This window comes from Cobetia crustatorum, assembly GCF_000591415.1.
GTDB classification, from domain to species: Bacteria; Pseudomonadota; Gammaproteobacteria; order Pseudomonadales; family Halomonadaceae; genus Cobetia; species Cobetia crustatorum.
In genome coordinates, this window is sequence record NZ_JEMF01000016.1 from 137,881 (window position 1) to 158,248 (window position 20,368).

The following is a 20,368-nucleotide window of genomic DNA, read 5'->3' on the forward strand; positions in this document are numbered from 1 at the left end:
GCTCTCTACCATAAGCGAGCAGACACGATGTCACATAACGCCTCCATTAACGACGTGCCGCTCACGTCGGATCATGCGTCATCAGACACGCAGTCAGGCGCGGATATTTCGGCGCCCAAGGCAGTATTGGAAGTCACGGGGCTGGCGCAACGTGTTGCCAGTGGGGAAGGTCGCTTGACCATCCTTGAACAGCTCGAGCTATGCGTGAATGCCGGTGAGAGCGTGGCGATCATCGGCGCCAGCGGCTCTGGCAAGTCCACGTTGCTTGGACTGTTGGCGGGCCTGGATAGCCCGACGGAAGGGGATATCCGCCTGTTTGGCACCTCGCTTGCCGGGCTCGATGAAGATGGACGTGCGGCGCTGCGCGCGGGGCAGGTCGGCTTCGTGTTCCAGAATTTTCAGCTGCTACCGACTCTGACCGCACTGGAAAATGTGCTGATGCCGCTGGAGTTAGCCCCTCAGGGCGATATCGAGGCCAAGGCGCGTGACTGGCTGGGTCGTGTCGGGCTGGCGGAGCGCATGGACCACCTGCCACGCCATCTGTCTGGTGGTGAGCAGCAGCGCGTGGCGATCGCACGGGCTTTCGTCGCGGGGCCGGGTCTGGTGTTTGCCGATGAGCCGACCGGTAATCTGGATACCGCGACGGGTGATCGAATTGCGGACCTTTTGTTCACGCTCAATCGTGAACGCGGCACGACACTGATTCTGGTCACACATGATCTGACGCTGGCGCGGCGTTGTGATCGTTGCCTGAATCTCGAAGCCGGCAAGCTGGTCGAGTGGCAGGACGGTACGAGTGCGCCCGCTGTCGCACCATTGCAAGGAGGACAGGATGTCTGAAGCCACTGCGACGTCTTCTACTCGATCACGACGTTCTCGCGCTGCACGCTTGCCGTTGGCATTGCGGGGTCTGATGCGTGATCTGCGTGCCAGTGATGTGCGCGCACTCTTTCTGGCATTGATGCTGGCGGTTGCCGCGACCACCATGATTGGCTTTTTTCTGGATCGTCTTGATCGCGGTCTGACGCGTCAGGCAGGTCAGTTGCTGGGCGGTGATCTGGTGCTGGAATCCAGCAATCCGCTCGATCCACGTTTTACGCAAGCCTTTGAAGAGGCTGGGCTCACCATGTCGCCGCAGCTGGGTATAGTCTCGATGGCCTCGCAGGGTGACAACTTCGTGCTCTCCAGTCTCAAGGCGGTGTCGTCGGGCTACCCTCTGATGGGCAATGTCGAGCTGGAATCTGATGCCGAGCCGAATGCCGGTGCTGGTCAGACAGACGCGGCGAACGATGAAGCATCAGATGCCCGTGCGGCGATTCCACCACCAGGTGAGGCCTGGGTCGTGCCGCGCCTTGCCATGGCGCTGTCATTGGAGCTTGGCGATACCCTCACCGTGGGCCGCAAGCAGTTGACACTGACTGGTTTGATCACGCGCGAGCCGGACCAGCAGGGCGGTTTCTCTGAGTTCAGCCCGCGACTGATGTTCAATATGGCCGATCTCGATGCTACCGGACTGATCCAGCCTGGCTCGCGGAGGGAATATCGCCTGTTGGCGGCCGGTGACCCGGCTCAGGTGCAGCAGGCGCGTGAGGCCATTGCGCCACTGCTGGCGAGCGCCAACAACGCTGAGGTGCGTCTCAAGGATGTGCGTGAAGATCGTCCACGACTAGGGCGCTCGCTGGAGCGCGCCGACAAGTATCTGAGCTTGGCGGGTCTGGTGGCAGTGTTGTTGGCGGGTGTTGCGGTGGCGATGTCGACGCGACGCTATGTCGAGCGTCATCTGGACAGTGCCGCACTATGGCGCTGCTTTGGTGCCTCCCAGCGTCAACTGTCACGCCTGTTTGCCGCTCAGCTGGGCTGGCTGGCATTGCTGGCGAGTACTGCAGGTGCCGTGCTGGGCCTGCTGGGCCAGATGGGTCTGGTGGCCCTGTTGGAGCGCTTCTTGCCACTGGAACTGCCTGCACCGGGCCTACTGCCGTTGGCGCTGGGCATTCTGACGGCACTAGCGGTGCTGGTGGGCTTTGCAGGCCCGATGCTGCTTCGTTTGCGTCAGGTCAGTGCGCTCAAGGTGCTGCGGCGTGAATTGGCGCCGATGCCGGCTTCGGCGTGGATCGTCGTGGCGATGGCGAGTCTGGTGTTCGGCGCGCTGATGTGGCTCTACTCAGGGGACCTGGTGTTGGCGGCTGGCTTGCTGGTCGGTGGCATCATCGGGCTAGGTGTATTGCTGGTCGTGGGTCATCTGTTGCTGGCGCTGATGGTGCGCATCGTGGCGCGCATGCGAGGCCAGGGCGGCTGGAGTCGCCCAATTCGCATTGCTGGTGGTCTGTTGGCCAGACGGCGTGGCGCGAGTCTCGGTCAGTTAGTCGCCTTTGCCGTGACCTTTGCGGCGGTAGCTTGATCGCACTGGTGCGCGGAGATCTTATCAGCCGTTGGCAGGCGCAGATTCCCGTCAATGCACCCAATCATTTCGCCATCAACATTCAACCGGGTCAGCAGCAGGCCTTCGGTGAGCAGCTGACGACTCTTGTTGACGAACAGGCCGGTGACAGCCAGAACGAGCTTTACCCGATGGTGCGAGGACGTATCACGGCACTCAAGGGAGACTCCTTGCTGGGCCGTTCACAGCAGCGTGCACTGGAAAATGCTGCCGCGGGTGAAGGGCAGGGCAAAGGAAGGAGCGAAGGGCAGGCGGCGGGTGGCATGCAGGAAGGCGCCGAGGGCGATGGAGACAAGGGTGTACCTCAGCGTGAACTCAACCTGACCTGGCATCGTGATCTGCCGTCTCATAACCGACTGACGACTGGTGATTGGACGCCACTGGAAACCTTTGCGGATGCCAATCAGACACAGCGTGCTGCCATTGCTGATGAGCAGGGCGTACCCGTCTCGATGGAAGAGGACCTCGCGGAGCGCATGGGGCTCACCTTGGGCGATACGCTGTCATTTACCGTCGGCAGTGAGGTCGTGAAGGCGCAAGTGGTCAATACACGCTTCGTCGATTGGGACAGCTTCCAGCCCAACTTCTATGTCATCTTCCCGCCGGGAGCATTGGATGACTTTGCGCACAGCTACATGACCGCCTTCCATCTCGAGGATGAGCGCAAGCTGGCACCGCTGGTGCGTGACTATCCCAGCGTGTCGCTGATCAACATCGACGCGATTCTCACACGCGTACAGGAGTTGATCGCCCAAGTCTCACGGGCGGTGGAGCTGATTCTGGGGCTAGTACTGCTGGCAGGGGCCAGCGTGCTGTATGCCGCGCTGGTGGCAAGCCGTCCGGCGCGCGAGCACGAAGGTGCGCTTTACAAGGTGTTTGGCGCAGGCCAGAGCTTGCTCGCTCGCCTTCAAGCCGCAGAATTCGTGCTGTTGGGTGGGCTCAGTGGTCTACTAGGGGCCATGCTGGCCGAAGGGGCGGCGGTCGGGCTCTATTCCGGCTGGTTGGGATTGCCGGTGGCGTTGCATCCGTGGCTATGGATCAGCCTGCCACTGCTGGGGGCACTGCTGGTCGGTGGACTGGGTTTCTGGCTGTCACGCGAGGTACGGCGTCAGCCCCCGATGGCGGGTCTGCGCGCCTTGCAATGACACCTTGAATGACACCTTCGCGCAGGGGTGAATAGCCTGTCTTGCGGCCTCATGGACGTTCCTTTGTTCGTGAGGCCGCTTTGCATTAACAATGATGCCGATTCATGTGAATCAGACCGCTGGCTGAGGTATCATGCTGGTCCTGATCTTATCCCTAGATAGCGAACCGGCGGAGCCGGAAATCGCTGTCGTCATCACCCTTCAGGCGAGGACACCCGATGTTCACCCGTGACATGCAGATTGCCGGTTTTGATGATGCGCTCCTGAGCGCCATGGACGACGAAGTCGTTCGCCAGGAAGCTCACATCGAGCTGATCGCCTCCGAGAACTACGCAAGCCCCAGGGTCATGCAGGCACAAGGCACTCAGCTGACCAACAAGTACGCTGAAGGCTATCCGGGCAAGCGTTACTACGGCGGTTGTGAGTTCGTCGACAAGGTCGAGCAGCTGGCCATTGATCGTGCCTGCGAACTGTTCGGCGCCACCTATGCCAACGTTCAGCCGCACGCCGGTTCCCAGGCCAACAGTGCTGTTTTCCAGGCACTGGTCATGCCGGGCGACACCATTCTGGGCATGAGTCTGGATGCGGGGGGTCACCTGACTCACGGCGCACGTCCTAACTTCTCCGGCAAGCACTATAACGCCGTACAGTATGGTCTGGGTGAGAACGGCCTGATCGACTACGCCGAAGTGGCGAGTCTGGCGCGTGAGCACAAGCCGAAGATGATCATCGCCGGTTTCTCCGCCTATTCCCAGATCATCGATTGGGCCGAGTTCCGCAAGATCGCTGACGAAGTCGGTGCCTACCTGTTGGTCGACATGGCACATGTGGCCGGTCTGGTTGCGGCGGGTATCTATCCGAGCCCGCTGCCCCACGCGCACGTCGTCACCACCACTACGCACAAGACTCTGCGCGGTCCGCGTGGCGGTCTGATCCTGTCGGCTGAAGGTGATGCCGCTATCGAGAAGAAGCTGAACTCTGCTGTCTTCCCGGGTGGCCAAGGTGGCCCGCTGATGCACGTCATCGCGGCCAAGGCGATCTGCTTCAAGGAAGCGATGGACCCGGCCTTCACGACCTACCAGAAGCAGGTCGTCAAGAATGCTCAGGCGATGGCATCCGTATTCATCGAACGTGGCTTCGAAGTCGTCTCCGGCGGTACCGAAGACCACCTGTTCCTGCTGTCTCTAGTCAAGCAGGGCCTGACGGGTAAGGATGCTGACGCTGCGTTGGGTCGTGCCCACATCACCGTCAACAAGAATGCCGTCCCGGGTGATCCGCAGTCGCCGTTCGTCACTTCTGGTCTGCGTATCGGTACCCCGGCGGTCACGACTCGTGGCTTCAATGAGCAAGAGTGTCTGGAGCTGGCTGGTTGGATCTGCGACATCCTCGACGCAATGGTGGCGGGCGATTCCACCGCTGTCGAAGCTGAAGTACAGGCCAAGGTTTCTACCGTCTGTGCACGTCTGCCGGTTTACGCGTAAACGCGTGGACATGAGTCCGCCTGATTATTCACGTGGGCGGATTCAAGGTCAGGCATGAAAAAACGCCTGTCGCTTTCGCGGCAGGCGTTTTTTCATGGGCGATGTACGTTTCTTCTGTATCAGTTATCACGTGGCCGCTGGCTCAGAAAAGTCAGCCTGCATTGGCTACCCAACAGGCTAGTCTCACACTGAGTACTTTTTATCTTCTTGCAAGGAGGCTGCCATGGCCAGCATGCAGCATTACGCGTTCTTGATTCTGGTCGAGAGTAGTGGCAATACCTCCCTGAATAGTCAGGGCAGCGGTGTAGTGCGCCTGTCAGTGGCTACGCTGAGTTCACTCAGGGCCGCTGAGCGGCTGGTCAGCGAGCTAGTCGCACAGGGCGTGAATCAGATTGAGTTGTCCAGCAGCTTCGGTGAGGCGGGGGAAAAGTTGGTCAAGACAGTTGTCGCTGACAGTGGCGCCGAACATCTGGTGAGTGTCGGGCGCGTGCGATTTGCATAATATCGACGCTTTGATGGCCACCGACAGCACCTTATGAGGCACGGTGATGTGAATTGCGTCAGAGCGTAAATTATTCATCTATCTTGAGTGTGTGCGAGCTGGTGTGCTTGTTGAGTATCTCGATGAGTATGTGTCTATATATCGTGTTATTCCAATCTCGAATGATGACTTGGGACCGGAACAACTGCCATAATTCGAAGATGAAAATAATGATAATGATCGCCAACCCTAGCCACGATTCAAGGTAGAATAGAAGATACAGACCAAGACACATGGCTAATATGTCAAACACGCCACGCTGCCATTTCCCTAGATAGAAATGATGCAGCCCCAGCACTGCACTCCAGCTAAGTACTGCGTAGGTATCGGGATCCTTGAGGCGCTCTTTGGCCTTTGAGTAGAATTCCTTCCGCTGCTCGCTATCAAGCTGATTGATTTCACTGCGTAGGCGTTCTTCTTCCAGTGATACCGCTGCCTTGTTGAGCAAAGGGCTATTCCTCGGGTACAGGATCTTGGTGTTTACAGGCAATATCTCTTTGGTTACAGCACTTTATTCTATTGAACCCCATCTTGATGCCCGCCCAGACCCCAAATCTTTCAATGGCTTGATATGTGTAAAGTGAGCACGTGGGTTCGAAATTACATTCAATTCCGAACCACCGCTTGCTGCCGCCCGTCGTGCGATAACGCTGTATTAAAAAGAGTATCAATTTTTTCAAACGATCAACGACCAAAAGTAATAACGATAGCTTCGCGTGTCCAGAACAACCAGAAACGCTTTTTCTCGACGAGTTGGAAAACGACATTCCAGCCATCCGCAGCTTGCAAATTAAGCTCCGCTTCCAGCCGCTTCAGTGGAATACCCGAAGCTCCTAAAATAACGGTGCCACAACCGCCTTCTGCAATATGCGACACTTTATATTCTGTGTATTTTGAATTCATTATTCTATTTCTCATTGGCAATAAATATTGGCCGAGGATTGAATCACTTTCCTGAAATATACACAAGACTCATTGTCGTCAGGCATGAAAGCATCCTGCACTCCTATCACTCGGTTTCAATCGCTGTGCGAATTATTGAGTGAAATGTTGTGAGTTCAAGCCGAATAGAGGCAAGTGACAGTAAAAGGAGGAGAGAGGAGGCCATGAAAACGCTTGGCATGAATTCTGAGAAAGCCCTTTTGCAACATGCGGTTGCAAAAATGCGTGACCAAAGTCGGGGCCCGTCGTTGGTCTAAGCTGACTTGTTGTCATGTCAGACATGAGCTATTCCTTGACGGACAAGAGCGCGCTGAAGCGAAGTTCTCGAGAATCAAAGACCTTGAGAACAAAGTCCTTGAGAGTAAAACCCTCGAGGGTAAGGACCACTTCAAACAACAATCGCGCCACGCCATCAAGGGATGCCACACCATGACCTCTTCTCGCTCGGACGCCAGTCGTCCGCATTCGACGGAGTCGCCGACAGCCACGCGCATCGATGTTGCCGAGTGGCTGGCTCAGGCCATCTTTGAGAACCGCTACCCGCCTGGCAGCCTGATCCCCCGTGAGCTTGATCTCTGCGATCAACATGCTCAGAGCCGTGCCACGGTGCGCACCGCCATCCAGAGCCTCGTCAACGCCGGTATTCTCACTCGCACGACGGGGCAGGGGACACGAGTCAATCCACTTAGTGAGTGGCACCTTCTTGATCCGCGCGTGACGGGGTGGATGACACGCTACGCAATGCCGCACCCGCAGCTGGCACGCGATATCTATGCTTTTCGTGTCTCCATCGAACCGTTTGTCGCCGCACTGGCCGCAACGGAAGCGACCGCTCAAGACCTCTCGGCCATCGAGCAGGCCTATAACGGCATGGCTGCTGCCGTCAGCGGTGGCAGTGCGATGGCCGAATTCGATACCGCCGACATCGCCTTTCATGACGCCATCTTCGCTGCGACGCACAACGTCATCTGGGCGCAGCTGGGTCATGTGCTCAAACCGTCCATCAGCCTGCTGGTCGCTACCTCCAATCACAATGCTTCGGAATTGGGCGACAGCCTCGGCCGTCACCGGGCGGTGATGGAGGCGATTCGCTTACGCCAGCCTGAAGCTGCACACGCCGCGACACTGAGTGTGCTGGACCGTACTGCACGTGATTTGGGGTTGGCATCGCCCGAGAGCGTCACTAATCCAGGGCGCGCCCAGGAGCCGCTTGAGCTACTGCGCCGCTTCGGTCAGTTGCCCAGTCTGTCAGCCCCGCTAGGCTGAATCTCTGTGCGAGCTTGAATCTGAACCTGCATATCTAACACCCAAACAGCACTCCAAAATGCTACGTCATAACAACAAGCCAGGAGCTTCACCATGCCGCTTTCCATCGCCATGCCGTCACGTTTCTCTCTCAACACGCTAATGTTGTCGACCGCTGTAGCAGCCACTCTGATGGCGTCGCCAAGTTGGGCCGCTGAGTATGAGTGGACCTTCCAGACCTCCGAAACCGCGGGTGAACCGCAGTTTGAGGTCAAGAAGGCCTGGGCCGACAACATCAAGACCATGTCAGATGGCCGCATCGCCATCGAGATATTGCCGGTCAATGCCGTAGTGCAAGCCAATCAGACGCTGGATGCGGTCAGCTCCGGTATTTTGCAGGGCCACCTGACTGATCCATCCTACTTCTCTGGACAAAATCCGGCCTTTGGCATGTTGGGCAATCTGGTCGGTGCCTGGGGCGATCCGCTTGAGTATCTCGAGTATATGCAGCATGGCGGTGGCGAGGAGCTCTACAACGAGCTGGTCGAGCCTTACGGCGTGCATCTGATCGGCGCGGGCGCGACCGGCCTTGAGTCGTTTGTCTCCAAGCGTCCGATTCGTACTGTCGATGACCTCAAGGGTCTCAAGGTGCGCGCGCCAGAAGGCATGGTCTACAACATCTTCCAGAAGGCGGGTGCCGCGCCCGTCAATCTGCCGGGTTCTGAGGTCTATACCGGGCTTGAGAAGGGCGTGATCGATGCGGCTGATTACACCGTCTTTGCGACCAACGATGATCAGGGCCTGCACAGCTTCGCCAAGTATCCGTCTTACCCGGGCTTCCACTCGCTTCCGATGGTGGCGGTGTCGATGAACAAGGGAATCTGGGACGGCCTACCGGCGGATCTCAAGGCGATCATGGAAACGGCCACCGACTCGATGGCCTACGACATGGTCTTCACGCTCAAGGCGCGTGATCTCAAGGCTGTCAGTGCGGCACGTGCCAATCCGGATGTCGAAGTCATCGACATGGCACCGGAAGAGCGCGCCAAGTTCCGTCGTATCGCTCAGCAAGAGTGGAAGGTGTGGGCCGAGAAGAACGAGCTGACCGGCAAGGTCTACGAATCCGTGGTCAGCTTCTTGACCGAGCGCAATCTGATGTAAGCCTGCCCTATGCGCTCCCCTCTGTATTTCAAGGCGCAGCAATGACGACCGGTGTGCTCTGAGGGCACGCCGGTCGTCGTTCACAAGACGTCGGTAATCACTGCAGTGAGTCAGCAAGGAATTCGATATGGCAGAACATGATGTGGCGTCACCCGGCTTGCCGGAAGCGTCAGACGACCACGATCCCGATCTCGGTACCCGCACGCCGCTTGATCGCTGGGTCGGCAAGGGCACACGTGCCGCGGCATGGATAGTGCTGCTGGCGATGGGGATCAGTGTTTTCGAGGTCGTGATGCGCTATGGCCTGGATTCGCCGACTTCGTGGGTCCACGAGACGGTGATCTTCCTGGTCGCGACCAGCTTCGCGCTCGGCGGGCCTGCCGCATTGGCCAACAACCGCCACATTCGTGTGCGCGTGTTGTACGACATGGTGGGCGAGCGCTTCCGTCAGTGGCTAGATCGCTTCAACGACATCATGACACTCGTGTTCTGTGTGGCGATGAGCTACGCGGCGTGGGTCATGTTCTGGCGTGCATCGCACAGCCCGCTGGGCGCGTGGCAACTGGAGCGCTCCGGCACTTCATGGAATCCGCCCTTTCCGGCGATGACCAAGAGCGTGATCCTGTTTGCGCTAGCGGTGATGACGTTGCAGGCGCTGTGGCATCTCTATCAGACCTTCTTCCCGCGTTCGGACTCGCACAGCGATGTTCGCATTGATGAGGAGAAGCGCTGATGGATATCGCAACGGCTACGATGCTGCTGGTAGGCGCGATCTTCGCGCTGCTGGTTACCGGCCTTCCACTGGCGTTCGTCACCGGTCTGGTGGCGCTGGGCTATACCTTTGGCTGGTTCGGACCGATGGCACTGCCGCTGGTCACCAGTCGTGTCTACGGCTTCATCACTGAGTACTCGCTGGTCGCGGTGCCGATGTTCGTGCTGATGGCGTCGCTGCTTGATCGTTCCGGCATCGCCAAGGACTTGTTCAATGCCATGCGTCTGATGGCTGGGCGTCTGCCGGGTGGCGTGGCGATCCAGACCATCGTGGTGGCGTTCTTCCTCGCCGCGATGTCGGGCATCATCGGCGGCGAGATCGTGCTGCTGGGGATTCTGGCGCTACCGCAGATGCTCAGGCTGGGCTATGACAAGCACATCGCCATTGGCGTGGTGTGTGCCGGGGGTTCACTGGGCACCATGATGCCGCCCTCCATCGTGCTGATCATCTATGGCCTGATCGCCAATCAGTCGATTGCGGATTTGTTCACCGCCGCGATCACGCCTGCCATCGTGCTGATGGCAAGCTACATCCTCTATGTGCTGATTCGCTGCCTGCGCAATCCTTCACTGGGGCCGGTGGTGCCAGAGGAAGAGCGGCGTGCCAGCTTCCAGAGCAAGGGTGAGCTGATCAAGGCGGTAGGGGTGCCAGCGATGATTGCAGGGCTGGTGCTGGGCTCCATCTATGGTGGCGTGGCTTCGGTGACGGAGGCAGCGGCGATGGGCAGCTTCGGCGTGCTGGTCGCAGTGATGCTGCGTGGTGAGTTCTCCATCACGCTGATGCAGCGGGCGCTCTCCCAGACCATGAATACCTGCGGCATGATCATCTGGATCGGTATCGGGGCAGCGGCGCTGGTTGGGGTCTACAACCTGATGGGGGGCAATCGCTTCGTGTCGAGCATGATTCTCGGCCTCGATATCCCGCCGTTGGCGATCATCATGGTGATGATGGCGATCCTGTTGCTGCTGGGGTTGTTCCTCGACTGGATCGGCATCGCGATGTTGACGCTGCCGATCTTCGTACCGATCATCATTCAGCTCGGTTACGATCCGGTGTGGTTCGGCGTGCTGTTTGCGGTCAATATGCAGGTGTCCTTCCTGTCGCCTCCCTTCGGGCCTGCCGCCTTCTATCTCAAAGGTGTGGCGCCCGAAGGTATCAGCCTCAAGGATATCTTCGTATCGCTGCTGCCATTCATCGCCATTCAGCTGTGCGTGTTGGCGCTGTTGTTACTGTGGCCGCAGTTATCGCTATGGTTGGTCTAGTGCTTATTGACTGATTCAGGCTTTATTGAATAGTCAGTCTTGACTCAAAACGCCTTCGCTCTCGCGAGGGCGTTTTTGGTTGCGCTGTAATGTTGCACGGCATGAGTAATCAGTGTTTTAACGCATCACGATGGTGCGTTCAGGGCGTCATGTTCGCGCTACTGAGGACAATATAGGTGGGCTACCGTTACAGGTGCACCAGAGTGGCACATTCCCTGCAATGTTCTCGCTACGCATGTCGAAATGAGATGTGGGGTTGAGATGCAGAGGCGCCTTATAAGGAGAGCACTCATGTCCGAGGTACAACCGCCCTTGCTGTTGCTGACCGATCTGGATGGCTCATTGCTGGACCATCACGATTACTCGCCTGGCCCAGCGCGTGCCTGGCTGACACGTCTGCGCGCTCGCGGGGCCTGGATAGTGCCGAACACCTCGAAGACCGCAGCAGAGCTCGCGCCGTTGATGAAGTCTCTGGGGCTTGCCGGTCAGCCGTGGATTGCAGAAAACGGTGGTGTGGTGGCATTGCCCGCACATTGGCTTGCCGCCTATCCCCTGCAAGAGGCCAGTGCACCGGACGAGCATGGTCTGTGCCGTGTGGCCGTGGCGACGCCACGCAACACGATTCTGGAAGTGCTTGAGACGCTGGCGACGGAATTTTCCTTCGAAGGCTTTGCTGCCATGAGTGTCGAACGCATCTGTGCGCTGACGGGGCTGGCATCAGAAGAGGGGGCTCTGGCTGCATGTCGCGATGCCAGCGAGCCGCTGGTCTGGAACGACACTCCTGAGCGGCTAGAGGCTTTCAAGGCGCGTCTGACGGCCAATGATCTTCGTCTGACGCGTGGCGGCCGCTTTCATCATGTCACTGGCCTGACAGACAAGGGCGTTGCAGCCCGCTATTTGATTGCCCGCTATCGGCTGTGTGAGCGCACCCGTCCATGGACGCTGGGATTTGGCGATGGTGCCAATGACTTGCCGCTGTTGGCGGCGGTGGATAACGGCGTGTTGATTCCGGGCGTTGGCGATACCTCGCAGCGTGACTGCGAGCTGGCAGCTTTTCCCGGACTGGAAGATGAGCGGCGTTGCTACCGCGCGAGCGCCCCGGGGCCTGCGGGATGGGTCGAAGGGCTGTCTCACTGGTTAGCGAATGGATTCACGCATCACGACTACGCCACGAGGAGCTGACATGAGCGATTTCTATCAGAACGGCATCATCACCAACTTCCATAACTTGACCGATCGGCCGGTAGAGGACCTCGAGGCAGACCTGATGCGCTTCTCGCGCAAGCGACCGATGAGCCTCATCCTGCCGTCGCTTTACTCCGAGCTCGAAGGGCCGGCGCTCAAGCATATCGTCGATGAGCTGGCCAAGGTGCCTTATCTCAGCGAGATCGTGATCGGGCTGGACCGCGCCGACCGTGACCAGTTTGAACATGCCAAGGAATTCTTCTCACATCTGCCACAGCATCACCGCATCCTGTGGAATGACGGCCCGCGTTTGCGCGCGCTCGATGACGAGCTGGCCGAGCATGGCCTGGCGCCGATGGAACCCGGCAAGGGACGCAATGTCTGGTACTGCTCTGGTTATGTACAGTCCTCCGGTATTGCCGAGGCGGTGGCATTGCACGATTGTGACATCGTGACCTATGACCGCAGCCTGCTGGCGCGCCTCATCTATCCGGTCGCACATCCACAGTTCCACTATGAATTCTGCAAGGGCTATTACTCGCGTATCGCCCAGGGCAAGCTGAATGGCCGTGTGGCACGCCTGATGGTGACGCCGCTGATTCGTGCGCTCAAGAAGGTCTATGGGCCGCTACCCTATCTCGATTATCTCGACAGCTATCGCTATCCGCTGTCGGGTGAGTTCTCGATGCGTACCGATGTGCTGGCGGATATCCGCATCCCCAGCGATTGGGGGCTGGAGATCGGTGTGCTCTCGGAAGTGCATCGCAATTACTCCACCAAGCGCCTGTGTCAGGTCGATATCGCTGATGCCTATGACCACAAGCACCAGCCATTGTCGGAGGAGGACGCCCTCGGCGGCCTCAATCGCATGAGCCTCGATATCGCCAAGGCGATGTATCGCAAGCTGGCGACGTTGGGGGTCGAGATTCATGGCGAAACCTTCCGCACCATCAAGGCGACCTACTACCGCATCGCGCTGGATCTTATCGAGACCTACTACAACGATGCGCTGATGAATGGGCTGACGGTCGATCGTCACAGTGAAGAGGCGGCTGTGGAGCTATTCGCTGGCAATATCATGGATGCCGGGGCTGCCTTCCTCGAGAATCCACGCGACAAGCCGTTTATCCCCAGCTGGAACCGCGTGCAGGCTGCCGTGCCGGATTTGCTCGAGCGTATGCACGAGGCAGTTGAACTGGATAACCAGTAAGCGACTCGGCATGAGATGAAGATATGCGGCAAGGCGTCATGTGATAAGCATGAGTTCATGGCGGTATGAAAAAGGGCTGCCATTGGCAGCCCTTTTTTCGTGGATATCAGGCCACGTTTTTATCGATGTCAGGAGTCTGTTAGTGAGTGTCAGACGACTTCAATGGCGGGTGCACGCACGGTTTGCTCCATCAACCAGGCAGCCTGATAGGGACGTCGTGCCATGTCGGGGTCAAAGGCCTTGTCATGGCAGAGGTGGTCGGTCAGCGGGATGTTCTGCCAATGCTCCGGCACTGGCAACACGCGCGGTTGATCGGTCACATTGAGGGCGAACAGCAAACGACGGCCTTCATGGTTGACGCGTTCGAAGACAAAAAAGTCTGGCCCCATGTCGAAGACGTGTTGCTGGGCATCCGGGTGGAAGCAGGGTTCTTCACGGCGCAGTTCCATGCGGCGCTTCAAGGCATGGAAGACTTCGTGCGTTGCAGTATTGGGGCTGGCAAGGAGTGCCTCCAGCTCATCACGATGCCACTTGCGGCGGTTGATGGCGCGCAGATGACCGTCGCGCTCGACGCCTTCCTGGTGATTGGGGGTCGCCGTCAATGAGTGGATATAGAGCCCCGGGATACCTTGCAGGCTCAGCATCAGTGTCTGGCTGGCGATGAAGCGTTCGATCTGCCACGGATCGCGTCCACGACGCGTGCCCTTGAGAGCATCGAAGTAGCTGATGTTGAGCTCGTAGGGTGTGTCGGGGTGGCCCGGGTTGGCACGCATGCTGACGTAGCCGCCGAAGTCATGCACCAGTCGCACCAGCGTGTCGCGTTCGTGGTCTGGCAATAGTCCTTCCAAGGCACGAACTCCGATACCGTCATGGCTGGCAGTGAAGTTGAAGTAGCTGCAGCCTGCTGGCAGTGTCGGCAGGCTGTTGGCCCAGGCGGTCAGAGCGCTGGCATCACCCGAGGTGAGGGTGTGCAGCGTCAGTGGCGGTAACGTGAACTGGTAGATCAGGTGGGCTTCATCCGCCTGTGCAACAGACTTGCCACCCTCTTGTTCTGCCTCTACAAGGCGGTCCAGACCGAAGTAGGACATGTTTTCGGTGTGCGGCACGTTGGTCTCGGTGATCAACAGGCTACCAGGCGCGAGGTGATCGACGATGGCGCGTAGCAGACGCACCACGGCGTGAGTCTCTTCCAGATGAATGCACGAGGTGCCGAGGCGCTTCCATAGGAAAGCCACCGCATCAAGTCGGATCATGCGCGCGCCCTGCTCAAGGTAGTAAAGCAGGATGCCGATGAATTCCAGCAGCACATCCGGATTGCCAAAGTTGAGATCGATCTGGTCATCCGAGAAGGTCGCCCACAGATGGCGCAGGCCGCGCCGAGTATGCACCGGTGTAAGCAGCGCAGAAGGGCGTGGGCGCACGACTGCCGAGATATCGGTCTCGGGGTCCATCTCGATGAAATAGTCACGACCAGGCTGTACACCGGCCAGATAATCGGCAAACCACAATGATTCACGAGAACAGTGGTTGATGACGAGGTCAGCCATCAGATCACGCTGCTCACTCAGGCGGCGGATGTCCTGCCAATCTCCCAGCGCTGGATTGACCTCGCGGTAGTGCACCACGCTGAAGCCATCGTCACTGCTCCACGGGAAGAAGGGCAGTACGTGAGCGCCGGACAAGCATTCGCCCAAATGGCTGGCGAGAAAGTCGTTGAGGGTGGCCAGTGGCGCTTCATCAGGTTGCTGCAGGCTGTCGCCGTAGGTAATCAGCCACTGATCGCGCTCGCTCCAGAGTACTTCTCCGGCAGGAATTCGAGGGGCGAGCCGCGGGCGATGGAAATCAAGCAGTGTCTCCATTCGCCGAAGCACCTCCTCGTAGCGCTCGGGATACAGCCGAGTGAGCAGTTGGCGCGCATGGTCAAGAAAGGCATCGTGTGATAGTGGCTGGCAGAGAGAATGCAGCGCAGTCGAGTGGGTGACAGGAGTATGAGTCGCAGGCGGCGCATCGGGCATAAGCAATCCTCGAAAGCATCAGGGCAGGTCACTTGACCATGCAAGACAACGGCCAGCCTGCATGTGCCGACTGGCCGTTGTTTCATGAGAAGGCTTTTACAGGGCAAGCAGAACAGGAGGAGCAGCCATCAGGCTGTCAGCAACTACTTGCGAATAACCCGATACAGAATCAACAGAATGACTGCGCCTACCACGGCGATGATGAAGCTGGCCAGGTTGAATCCAGTCACCTGTCCAAAGCCCATCATTGTGCCCACCCAGCCACCGATGACAGCACCCAGAATACCGATGATGCTGGTGACGATGATGCCGCCGGGGTCTTTGCCGGGCATGATGACCTTGGCGATGATGCCGGCGATAAGTCCAAAGATGATCCAGGCAATGATTCCCATGTCGCGTCTCCTTGCGTCATTCGTAAGTATCGTAAGTGTGAAGGTCATTCACATTGTGGGCGGCTGTCTTTGTGAGACTTTGCCGCCTGTCTTCAGGCTCAGGGTGAAGCGCGCGAATTTCAAGTTCACTCCCCAAGGCTAGCTTAGAAGTGATCTCACTGACATAGGCTCCCGTGCAAGCGCCTTAGCGGTTACAATAGTGGTCATTCCATGTTCTCTCGGCATCGCTGCCTTTTGTCCATTGCCTTTTGCTTCACGGCACAGGACGCAGCCGCCTCGCACCCAAGCAGGCCCCTTACAATGCACTGTCCCTTCTGCGGAACTCATGAAACCAAGGTCACGGATTCACGTCTGGTGGTCGAGGGTGATCAGGTGCGTAGGCGTCGGCAGTGTGCAACCTGTGGTGAGCGCTTCACGACCTATGAGACGGCCGAGTTGGTCATGCCTCGGGTGGTGAAGGGCGATGGTTCACGGGAGAGCTTTGATGAGCACAAATTGCGCGCCGGCATGTTGCGGGCTCTTGAAAAGCGTCCGGTGTCGTCGGAGCTTATCGAGGCAGCCGTCGAGCGTATTCGCCAGCGCCTGCGCGCGACTGGCGAGCGTGAGATAGAAGCACGCCGTATCGGTGATGAGGTCATGCAGCAGCTCAAGCGCCTTGATCAAGTGGCTTATATCCGCTTTGCCTCCGTCTATCGCCGTTTTCAGGATCTCGATGAGTTTCGCGCCGAGATTGATCGTCTTGCTCAGGAGCCAAGCTTTTTGCCTGGCGAAGAGGATCAGTCCTGATGCTGAATCGCGGCTGAATATTCAGTTTTAAGGTCGGTCTTGAGAGCCAGTTTTGAAGGGCGACATTCACTAGTACGGCCGCACCGGTGGCCTTTACTGACCTCGTTCATGTCTCCAAGGATTTGCATGTCTATCGAATCCCGCGATATCGCCCATATGTCGCACGCTTTACGTCTTGCGCGGTTAGGTAGCTACACGACTCACCCGAATCCGCGCGTCGGTTGCGTGCTGGTGGATTCAGATACGGATAGCGTCATCGCGACCGGCTTTCATGCGCGCGCCGGGGAAGGGCATGCTGAAGTCAATGCACTGGCGGCGGCCGGTGAGCGAGCGTTGGGATCAGTGGCCTATGTCACGCTGGAACCCTGTTCGCACACAGGACGCACTGGCCCCTGTGCCAAGGCCTTGATCGCAGCAGGCGTTTCACGCGTCGTGATCGCCATGCGCGACCCGAATCCGCAGGTGGCGGGGCGAGGCATTGCGCTGCTTGAAGGTGGCGGTATCGCTGTGACGGTTGGCGTGCTGGAGACAGAAGCGCGCGCGCTCAATCCCGGTTTCCTATCACGCATGGAGCGAGGTCGTCCTTTCGTGCGTCTCAAACAGGCCATGAGCTTGGATGGACGCACCGCGATGGCCTCTGGCGAATCCCAATGGATTACCGGCCCTGAAGCGCGTAGTGCCGTCCAGCGACTTCGCGCTCGCTCCAGTGTCGTCATGAGTGGCATTGAGTCAGTCATCTTCGATGATTCGCGTCTCAGCGTGCGTGCTGATCAGCTCAGTCTTGAGGATCATCCGCTGGGCATCGAGGCACTGGTCGCTCATCAGCCGCTGCGTGTGGTGGTGGATTCGCGTCTGCGCCTGCCGCTGGCGGCGCGCATTCTTGAACAGACGGGCAGGACGCTGCTGGTCTGTGTCGCAGATGAGACTCCGGCGCTTCAGGAGCGGCGTACACTGTTGGAAGCTGCGGGTGCCGAAGTACTGGCGCTGCCCGCCGGGCAGGATGGACGCGTGGATCTTCCCGCACTGATGGCATATCTGGCAGAACATGAGCAAGCCAATGAAGTGCTACTGGAAACCGGTGCAGTGCTGGCCGGTGCCATGCTGAGTGCAGGGCTGATCGATGAGATGCAGCTGTTCATGGCGCCGACCCTGTTGGGCGGTGATGCCCGTCCGCTATTGGCGTTGCCCGGCTTGGACAACATGGCTAACCAGCGTCGCCTTGAGATTCGTGAGATTCGTGCGATAGGTCGCGACTGGCGTATCACGGCGATTCCTGTTGCCTCGTCATCCGCTGAGATGGCTGACGAAACATTGGACTCCATGCGAGAACAGAGCGCTGATCAGTTGAAGATTGGTGACATGATAAACGAGTGATTTTGTCAGCCTACGCATGCACTTGCCGCTGTCTGGCGACAGTGGCGTCGCGGGGTGCTGGCGCAAAACGGGGTGGCGGGGTACCCTGACGCCCGACTTTTTGATAACACGCGTGGGCCTTCCAAGGGCCGGCGCGGCCCGTAAAGTGGAGCAAGCATGGCGCTATCAGGCATCGCAGCACTCGTCGAGGATATCCGGCACGGCAAGATGGTCATCCTCATGGATGATGAGGATCGTGAGAACGAAGGTGACATCATTGTCGCCGCCGAGGCCGTGACTGCTGAGCACATCAACTTCATGGCTCGCCATGCACGTGGTCTGATTTGCATGCCGATGTCGCGTGAACACTGCGAGCAGCTCAAGCTGCCGCTGATGGTGCAGGCCAACGGGTCTGGTTTTGGCACCAAGTTCACGCTGTCCATCGAGGCCACTGAGGGCGTGACCACGGGTATTTCGGCCGCTGATCGCGCTCGCACCGTACAGGCTGCTGCCGCACGTAACGCGCGTCCCGCGGATATCGTGCAGCCGGGACATATCTTCCCGTTGATGGCAGAGCCGGGTGGCGTTCTGCGTCGCGCAGGCCACACTGAAGCTGCGTGTGATCTGGCTGAGATGGCGGGTTTTGGGCCGACGGGCGTTATCTGCGAGGTCATGAACGATGACGGCAGCATGGCACGTCGTGAAGAACTCGAACTGTTCGCCGTGCAGCACGACATCAAGGTCGGCACGATCGCCGATCTGATCGAGTACCGCATCCATAACGAGCAGACCGTGGAAGTGCAGGATAGCGAGGAGGTCGAGACGGCCTTTGGTCCGCTGACACTGCATTGTTTCAGTGATCGCATTCAGGGCCGTCACCACCTGGCACTGGTCAAGGGTACGCCGACCGCTGATGCACTGACCACCGTGCGCGTTCATGTGCAGGACCCGATGCGTGACCTGCTGACACTGCGTCAGCCGGGCAGCAGTAGCTGGGCGCTCAATGATGCGTTGAGTGAAGTCGCCGCCGCTGATGCTGGCGTGCTGGTCCTGCTGGATACCGGCAGCGACCAGATGGATTACAAGGATCGTCTCGACGTCTTCCTCGGAAGATGCCGTGCGCCGCGCACCAACGAATCCGATGGTGCGGGCAACTATCTGACGACCGGTACTGGCGCTCAGATCCTTCGGGATCTTGGTGTGGGCCGGATGCGTCTGCTCAGCTCACCGTGGAAGTTCTCTGCCTTGTCCGGCTTTGGCCTTGAAGTGGTCGAGCTGGTCGGCAGTGATGATGCGGCGACTGATGCAGGTGTTGAGACCGAGGGCGCGTAAGCGCTCCGGTGACCCCCAAATGGCGGGGGTGGTAGCCTTGTTCCGGCCGTCACTCCCGGTATGAATGATATCCCCGCCCCGGTCCTCCGGGGCGCTAGCTTTGTGGACTGACCATGCAACCGATTGCTCAACTCGAAGGCACTTTCACCAATGTCGATGGCCGTTACGTCATCGTCGTCGGGCGTTTCAACCACCATGTTGTCGACAGCCTGGTGGAAGGCGCGGTCGATTCTCTGGTGCGCCACGGCGTCGATGAGGAAAACATTGATCTGATTCATGTGCCGGGTGCCTGGGAAATTCCGCTGGCCGTCAAGGCGGTGCTGGCCAAGGTCAAGCCGCATGCTGTCATTGCGCTGGGCGCCGTGATTCGTGGCGGTACGCCGCATTTTGAGTATGTGGCCGGTGAATGCAATTCCGCCATGTCGCGTTTGCAGCTCGAATTCAATACACCGGTTGCCAATGGCGTACTGACGGTCAACTCCATCGAGCAGGCCATTGAACGTGCAGGCACTAAAGCCGGCAACAAGGGTACTGAAGCTGCCATGGCCGCGATGGAAATGGTCTCGCTGCTCAAGGCTCTGGGAGGTGACGCGTGAGCGAACGTAAAGAGCGGAACGAGCGCGCGCCGTCCAAGCAGCAACAGGCACGCCGTGCCGCGCGTGAGCTGGCAGTGCAGGGCATCTACCAGTGGCAGATGACTGGCAAGAACATGACGACCATCGAGGCTGAGTTCCGTAGCCAGCAGATCGATGACGACGTTGAGCTGCATGAGAACTGGGTCGAGGTGATGCGAATCGCCGACCAGGCACTCTTCCACGAGCTGCTGCACAACGTGCCGCGCTTCCAGAAAGAACTGGATGCCAGCATCAGTCCGCTACTTGATCGCCGCCTGCAGGATCTCGACGAGATCGAGCTCGCCATTCTGCGCATTGGTGCCTATGAGCTGTCCAAGCGCATGGATGTGCCGTATCGCGTGGCGATCAATGAAGGGGTCGAACTGGCCAAGACGTTTGGTGCCACCGATGGGCACAAATACGTCAACGGTATCCTCGACAAGCTGGCAGTCAGGCTGCGCAGTGCCGAGGTTACCCAGGCTCGCCTGCGCTGAC

Annotated in this window: 22 protein-coding genes; 16 read left to right on the forward strand and 6 right to left on the reverse strand. The window is 58.7% G+C overall.

The features are described from left to right. Positions 1 to 27 precede the first annotated feature (27 nt). The 5 genes from BF12_RS18605 (at position 28) to BF12_RS0104020 (ending at position 5,565) form a co-directional block, all read left to right on the forward strand. A complete protein-coding gene (locus tag BF12_RS18605) occupies positions 28 to 840 on the forward strand; it encodes an ABC transporter ATP-binding protein (protein ID WP_024951152.1) in 813 nt (270 codons plus the stop codon). Further along, positions 833 to 2,398: an ABC transporter permease gene (locus BF12_RS23315; RefSeq protein WP_345917356.1), complete on the forward strand. Its 1,566-nt coding sequence runs from the start codon at positions 833 to 835 to the stop codon at positions 2,396 to 2,398. The genes BF12_RS18605 and BF12_RS23315 overlap by 8 nt, the downstream gene beginning before the upstream one ends. Then, entirely contained in the window at positions 2,395 to 3,582 is a 1,188-nt protein-coding gene (locus BF12_RS23320) for an ABC transporter permease (RefSeq protein WP_345917357.1), read from the forward strand. The genes BF12_RS23315 and BF12_RS23320 overlap by 4 nt, the downstream gene beginning before the upstream one ends. Positions 3,583 to 3,800: 218 nt before the next feature. After that, positions 3,801 to 5,063 (forward strand): serine hydroxymethyltransferase, encoded by a 1,263-nt coding sequence (gene glyA / locus BF12_RS0104015; protein WP_024951153.1) that lies wholly within the window; start codon positions 3,801 to 3,803, stop codon positions 5,061 to 5,063. 223 nt (positions 5,064 to 5,286) lie between these two features. Beyond that, positions 5,287 to 5,565, forward strand: coding sequence for a DUF6506 family protein (locus BF12_RS0104020; protein ID WP_024951154.1), 279 nt, complete (start codon positions 5,287 to 5,289; stop codon positions 5,563 to 5,565). A gap of 70 nt (positions 5,566 to 5,635) precedes the next feature. On the opposite strand, the gene BF12_RS0104025 is transcribed toward BF12_RS0104020, so the two are convergent. The 4 genes from BF12_RS0104025 to BF12_RS21930 form a co-directional block, all read right to left on the reverse strand. Beyond that, positions 5,636 to 6,052: a hypothetical protein gene (locus tag BF12_RS0104025; protein ID WP_024951155.1), complete on the reverse strand. Its 417-nt coding sequence runs from the start codon at positions 6,050 to 6,052 to the stop codon at positions 5,636 to 5,638. 4 nt (positions 6,053 to 6,056) lie between these two features. Beyond that, positions 6,057 to 6,380, reverse strand: a complete 324-nt coding sequence (gene yidD / locus BF12_RS23540) for a membrane protein insertion efficiency factor YidD (protein ID WP_369343278.1) — start codon at positions 6,378 to 6,380, stop codon at positions 6,057 to 6,059. Then, positions 6,289 to 6,507 carry a DUF4177 domain-containing protein gene (locus tag BF12_RS0104030; protein WP_024951156.1) on the reverse strand — a complete coding sequence of 73 codons (219 nt, stop codon included), beginning with the start codon at positions 6,505 to 6,507 and terminating at the stop codon, positions 6,289 to 6,291. Before BF12_RS0104030 ends, yidD begins: the two co-directional genes overlap by 92 nt. A 324-nt stretch (positions 6,508 to 6,831) precedes the next feature. Then, positions 6,832 to 6,972 (reverse strand): hypothetical protein, encoded by a 141-nt coding sequence (locus BF12_RS21930; protein WP_156941126.1) that lies wholly within the window; start codon positions 6,970 to 6,972, stop codon positions 6,832 to 6,834. Positions 6,973 to 6,975: 3 nt separating this feature from the next. On the opposite strand from BF12_RS21930, the gene BF12_RS0104040 reads away from it, so the two are divergent. The 6 genes from BF12_RS0104040 to BF12_RS0104065 all read left to right on the forward strand — a co-directional run bounded on the left by BF12_RS0104040 (position 6,976) and on the right by BF12_RS0104065 (position 13,381). Continuing rightward, the gene (locus BF12_RS0104040; protein ID WP_024951157.1) at positions 6,976 to 7,812 is read left to right on the forward strand and encodes a FadR/GntR family transcriptional regulator; all 837 of its coding nucleotides are present in this window, start codon (positions 6,976 to 6,978) and stop codon (positions 7,810 to 7,812) included. A gap of 93 nt (positions 7,813 to 7,905) precedes the next feature. Next, on the forward strand, positions 7,906 to 8,952 hold the full coding sequence (locus BF12_RS0104045) for a TRAP transporter substrate-binding protein (RefSeq protein ID WP_439644471.1): 1,047 nt from the start codon (positions 7,906 to 7,908) through the stop codon (positions 8,950 to 8,952). Between the two features lie 127 nt (positions 8,953 to 9,079). Continuing rightward, positions 9,080 to 9,685, forward strand: coding sequence for a TRAP transporter small permease subunit (locus tag BF12_RS0104050; RefSeq protein WP_024951159.1), 606 nt, complete (start codon positions 9,080 to 9,082; stop codon positions 9,683 to 9,685). Next, positions 9,685 to 10,986 carry a TRAP transporter large permease gene (locus BF12_RS0104055; RefSeq protein ID WP_024951160.1) on the forward strand — a complete coding sequence of 434 codons (1,302 nt, stop codon included), beginning with the start codon at positions 9,685 to 9,687 and terminating at the stop codon, positions 10,984 to 10,986. The genes BF12_RS0104050 and BF12_RS0104055 overlap by 1 nt, the downstream gene beginning before the upstream one ends. A 291-nt stretch (positions 10,987 to 11,277) precedes the next feature. Next, positions 11,278 to 12,168, forward strand: coding sequence for an HAD-IIB family hydrolase (locus BF12_RS0104060; protein WP_024951161.1), 891 nt, complete (start codon positions 11,278 to 11,280; stop codon positions 12,166 to 12,168). Position 12,169: 1 nt separating this feature from the next. Next, the gene (locus tag BF12_RS0104065; RefSeq protein ID WP_024951162.1) at positions 12,170 to 13,381 is read left to right on the forward strand and encodes a glycosyltransferase family protein; all 1,212 of its coding nucleotides are present in this window, start codon (positions 12,170 to 12,172) and stop codon (positions 13,379 to 13,381) included. A 149-nt stretch (positions 13,382 to 13,530) separates the two neighbouring features. Here BF12_RS0104065 and BF12_RS0104070 read toward each other — a convergent pair whose 3' ends face one another. Both BF12_RS0104070 and BF12_RS0104075 read right to left on the reverse strand, forming a co-directional pair. Beyond that, the gene (locus BF12_RS0104070) at positions 13,531 to 15,396 is read right to left on the reverse strand and encodes a sugar phosphorylase (RefSeq protein ID WP_024951163.1); all 1,866 of its coding nucleotides are present in this window, start codon (positions 15,394 to 15,396) and stop codon (positions 13,531 to 13,533) included. A 143-nt stretch (positions 15,397 to 15,539) separates the two neighbouring features. Beyond that, complete coding sequence (locus BF12_RS0104075) at positions 15,540 to 15,788, reverse strand: GlsB/YeaQ/YmgE family stress response membrane protein (protein ID WP_024951164.1); 249 nt, start codon at positions 15,786 to 15,788, stop codon at positions 15,540 to 15,542. 300 nt (positions 15,789 to 16,088) lie between these two features. On the opposite strand from BF12_RS0104075, the gene nrdR reads away from it, so the two are divergent. The 5 genes from nrdR (at position 16,089) to nusB (ending at position 20,367) form a co-directional block, all read left to right on the forward strand. After that, positions 16,089 to 16,574 carry a transcriptional regulator NrdR gene (nrdR, locus tag BF12_RS0104080; protein WP_024951165.1) on the forward strand — a complete coding sequence of 162 codons (486 nt, stop codon included), beginning with the start codon at positions 16,089 to 16,091 and terminating at the stop codon, positions 16,572 to 16,574. Between the two features lie 126 nt (positions 16,575 to 16,700). Next, positions 16,701 to 17,948 (forward strand): bifunctional diaminohydroxyphosphoribosylaminopyrimidine deaminase/5-amino-6-(5-phosphoribosylamino)uracil reductase RibD, encoded by a 1,248-nt coding sequence (gene ribD / locus BF12_RS0104085; RefSeq protein WP_024951166.1) that lies wholly within the window; start codon positions 16,701 to 16,703, stop codon positions 17,946 to 17,948. Positions 17,949 to 18,104: 156 nt separating this feature from the next. Further along, positions 18,105 to 19,259, forward strand: a complete 1,155-nt coding sequence (gene ribBA, locus BF12_RS0104090; protein ID WP_024951167.1) for a bifunctional 3,4-dihydroxy-2-butanone-4-phosphate synthase/GTP cyclohydrolase II — start codon at positions 18,105 to 18,107, stop codon at positions 19,257 to 19,259. A 113-nt stretch (positions 19,260 to 19,372) separates the two neighbouring features. Beyond that, complete coding sequence (ribH, locus tag BF12_RS0104095; RefSeq protein WP_024951168.1) at positions 19,373 to 19,855, forward strand: 6,7-dimethyl-8-ribityllumazine synthase; 483 nt, start codon at positions 19,373 to 19,375, stop codon at positions 19,853 to 19,855. Continuing rightward, positions 19,852 to 20,367 (forward strand): transcription antitermination factor NusB, encoded by a 516-nt coding sequence (gene nusB / locus BF12_RS0104100; protein ID WP_024951169.1) that lies wholly within the window; start codon positions 19,852 to 19,854, stop codon positions 20,365 to 20,367. The genes ribH and nusB overlap by 4 nt, the downstream gene beginning before the upstream one ends. Position 20,368: the final 1 nt, after the last annotated feature.

Excerpts from the sequence above, each read along its gene's own strand:
- BF12_RS0104050 (WP_024951159.1), top strand. The coding sequence starts at position 9,080 with ATGGCAGAACATGATGTGGCGTCACCCGGCTTGCCGGAAGCGTCAGAC.
- ribH (WP_024951168.1), top strand. The coding sequence starts at position 19,373 with ATGCAACCGATTGCTCAACTCGAAGGCACTTTCACCAATGTCGATGGC.
- BF12_RS0104040 (WP_024951157.1), top strand. The coding sequence starts at position 6,976 with ATGACCTCTTCTCGCTCGGACGCCAGTCGTCCGCATTCGACGGAGTCG.
- ribBA (WP_024951167.1), top strand. The coding sequence starts at position 18,105 with ATGGCGCTATCAGGCATCGCAGCACTCGTCGAGGATATCCGGCACGGC.
- BF12_RS0104075 (WP_024951164.1), bottom strand. The coding sequence starts at position 15,788 with ATGGGAATCATTGCCTGGATCATCTTTGGACTTATCGCCGGCATCATC.
- BF12_RS23315 (WP_345917356.1), top strand. The coding sequence starts at position 833 with ATGTCTGAAGCCACTGCGACGTCTTCTACTCGATCACGACGTTCTCGC.
- ribD (WP_024951166.1), top strand. The coding sequence starts at position 16,701 with ATGTCTATCGAATCCCGCGATATCGCCCATATGTCGCACGCTTTACGT.
- BF12_RS0104065 (WP_024951162.1), top strand. The coding sequence starts at position 12,170 with ATGAGCGATTTCTATCAGAACGGCATCATCACCAACTTCCATAACTTG.
- nrdR (WP_024951165.1), top strand. The coding sequence starts at position 16,089 with ATGCACTGTCCCTTCTGCGGAACTCATGAAACCAAGGTCACGGATTCA.
- BF12_RS0104030 (WP_024951156.1), bottom strand. The coding sequence starts at position 6,507 with ATGAATTCAAAATACACAGAATATAAAGTGTCGCATATTGCAGAAGGC.
- BF12_RS18605 (WP_024951152.1), top strand. The coding sequence starts at position 28 with ATGTCACATAACGCCTCCATTAACGACGTGCCGCTCACGTCGGATCAT.
- BF12_RS0104060 (WP_024951161.1), top strand. The coding sequence starts at position 11,278 with ATGTCCGAGGTACAACCGCCCTTGCTGTTGCTGACCGATCTGGATGGC.
- BF12_RS0104055 (WP_024951160.1), top strand. The coding sequence starts at position 9,685 with ATGGATATCGCAACGGCTACGATGCTGCTGGTAGGCGCGATCTTCGCG.
- BF12_RS0104020 (WP_024951154.1), top strand. The coding sequence starts at position 5,287 with ATGGCCAGCATGCAGCATTACGCGTTCTTGATTCTGGTCGAGAGTAGT.
- yidD (WP_369343278.1), bottom strand. The coding sequence starts at position 6,380 with ATGGCTGGAATGTCGTTTTCCAACTCGTCGAGAAAAAGCGTTTCTGGT.
- BF12_RS0104070 (WP_024951163.1), bottom strand. The coding sequence starts at position 15,396 with ATGCCCGATGCGCCGCCTGCGACTCATACTCCTGTCACCCACTCGACT.
- BF12_RS0104045 (WP_439644471.1), top strand. The coding sequence starts at position 7,906 with ATGCCGCTTTCCATCGCCATGCCGTCACGTTTCTCTCTCAACACGCTA.
- glyA (WP_024951153.1), top strand. The coding sequence starts at position 3,801 with ATGTTCACCCGTGACATGCAGATTGCCGGTTTTGATGATGCGCTCCTG.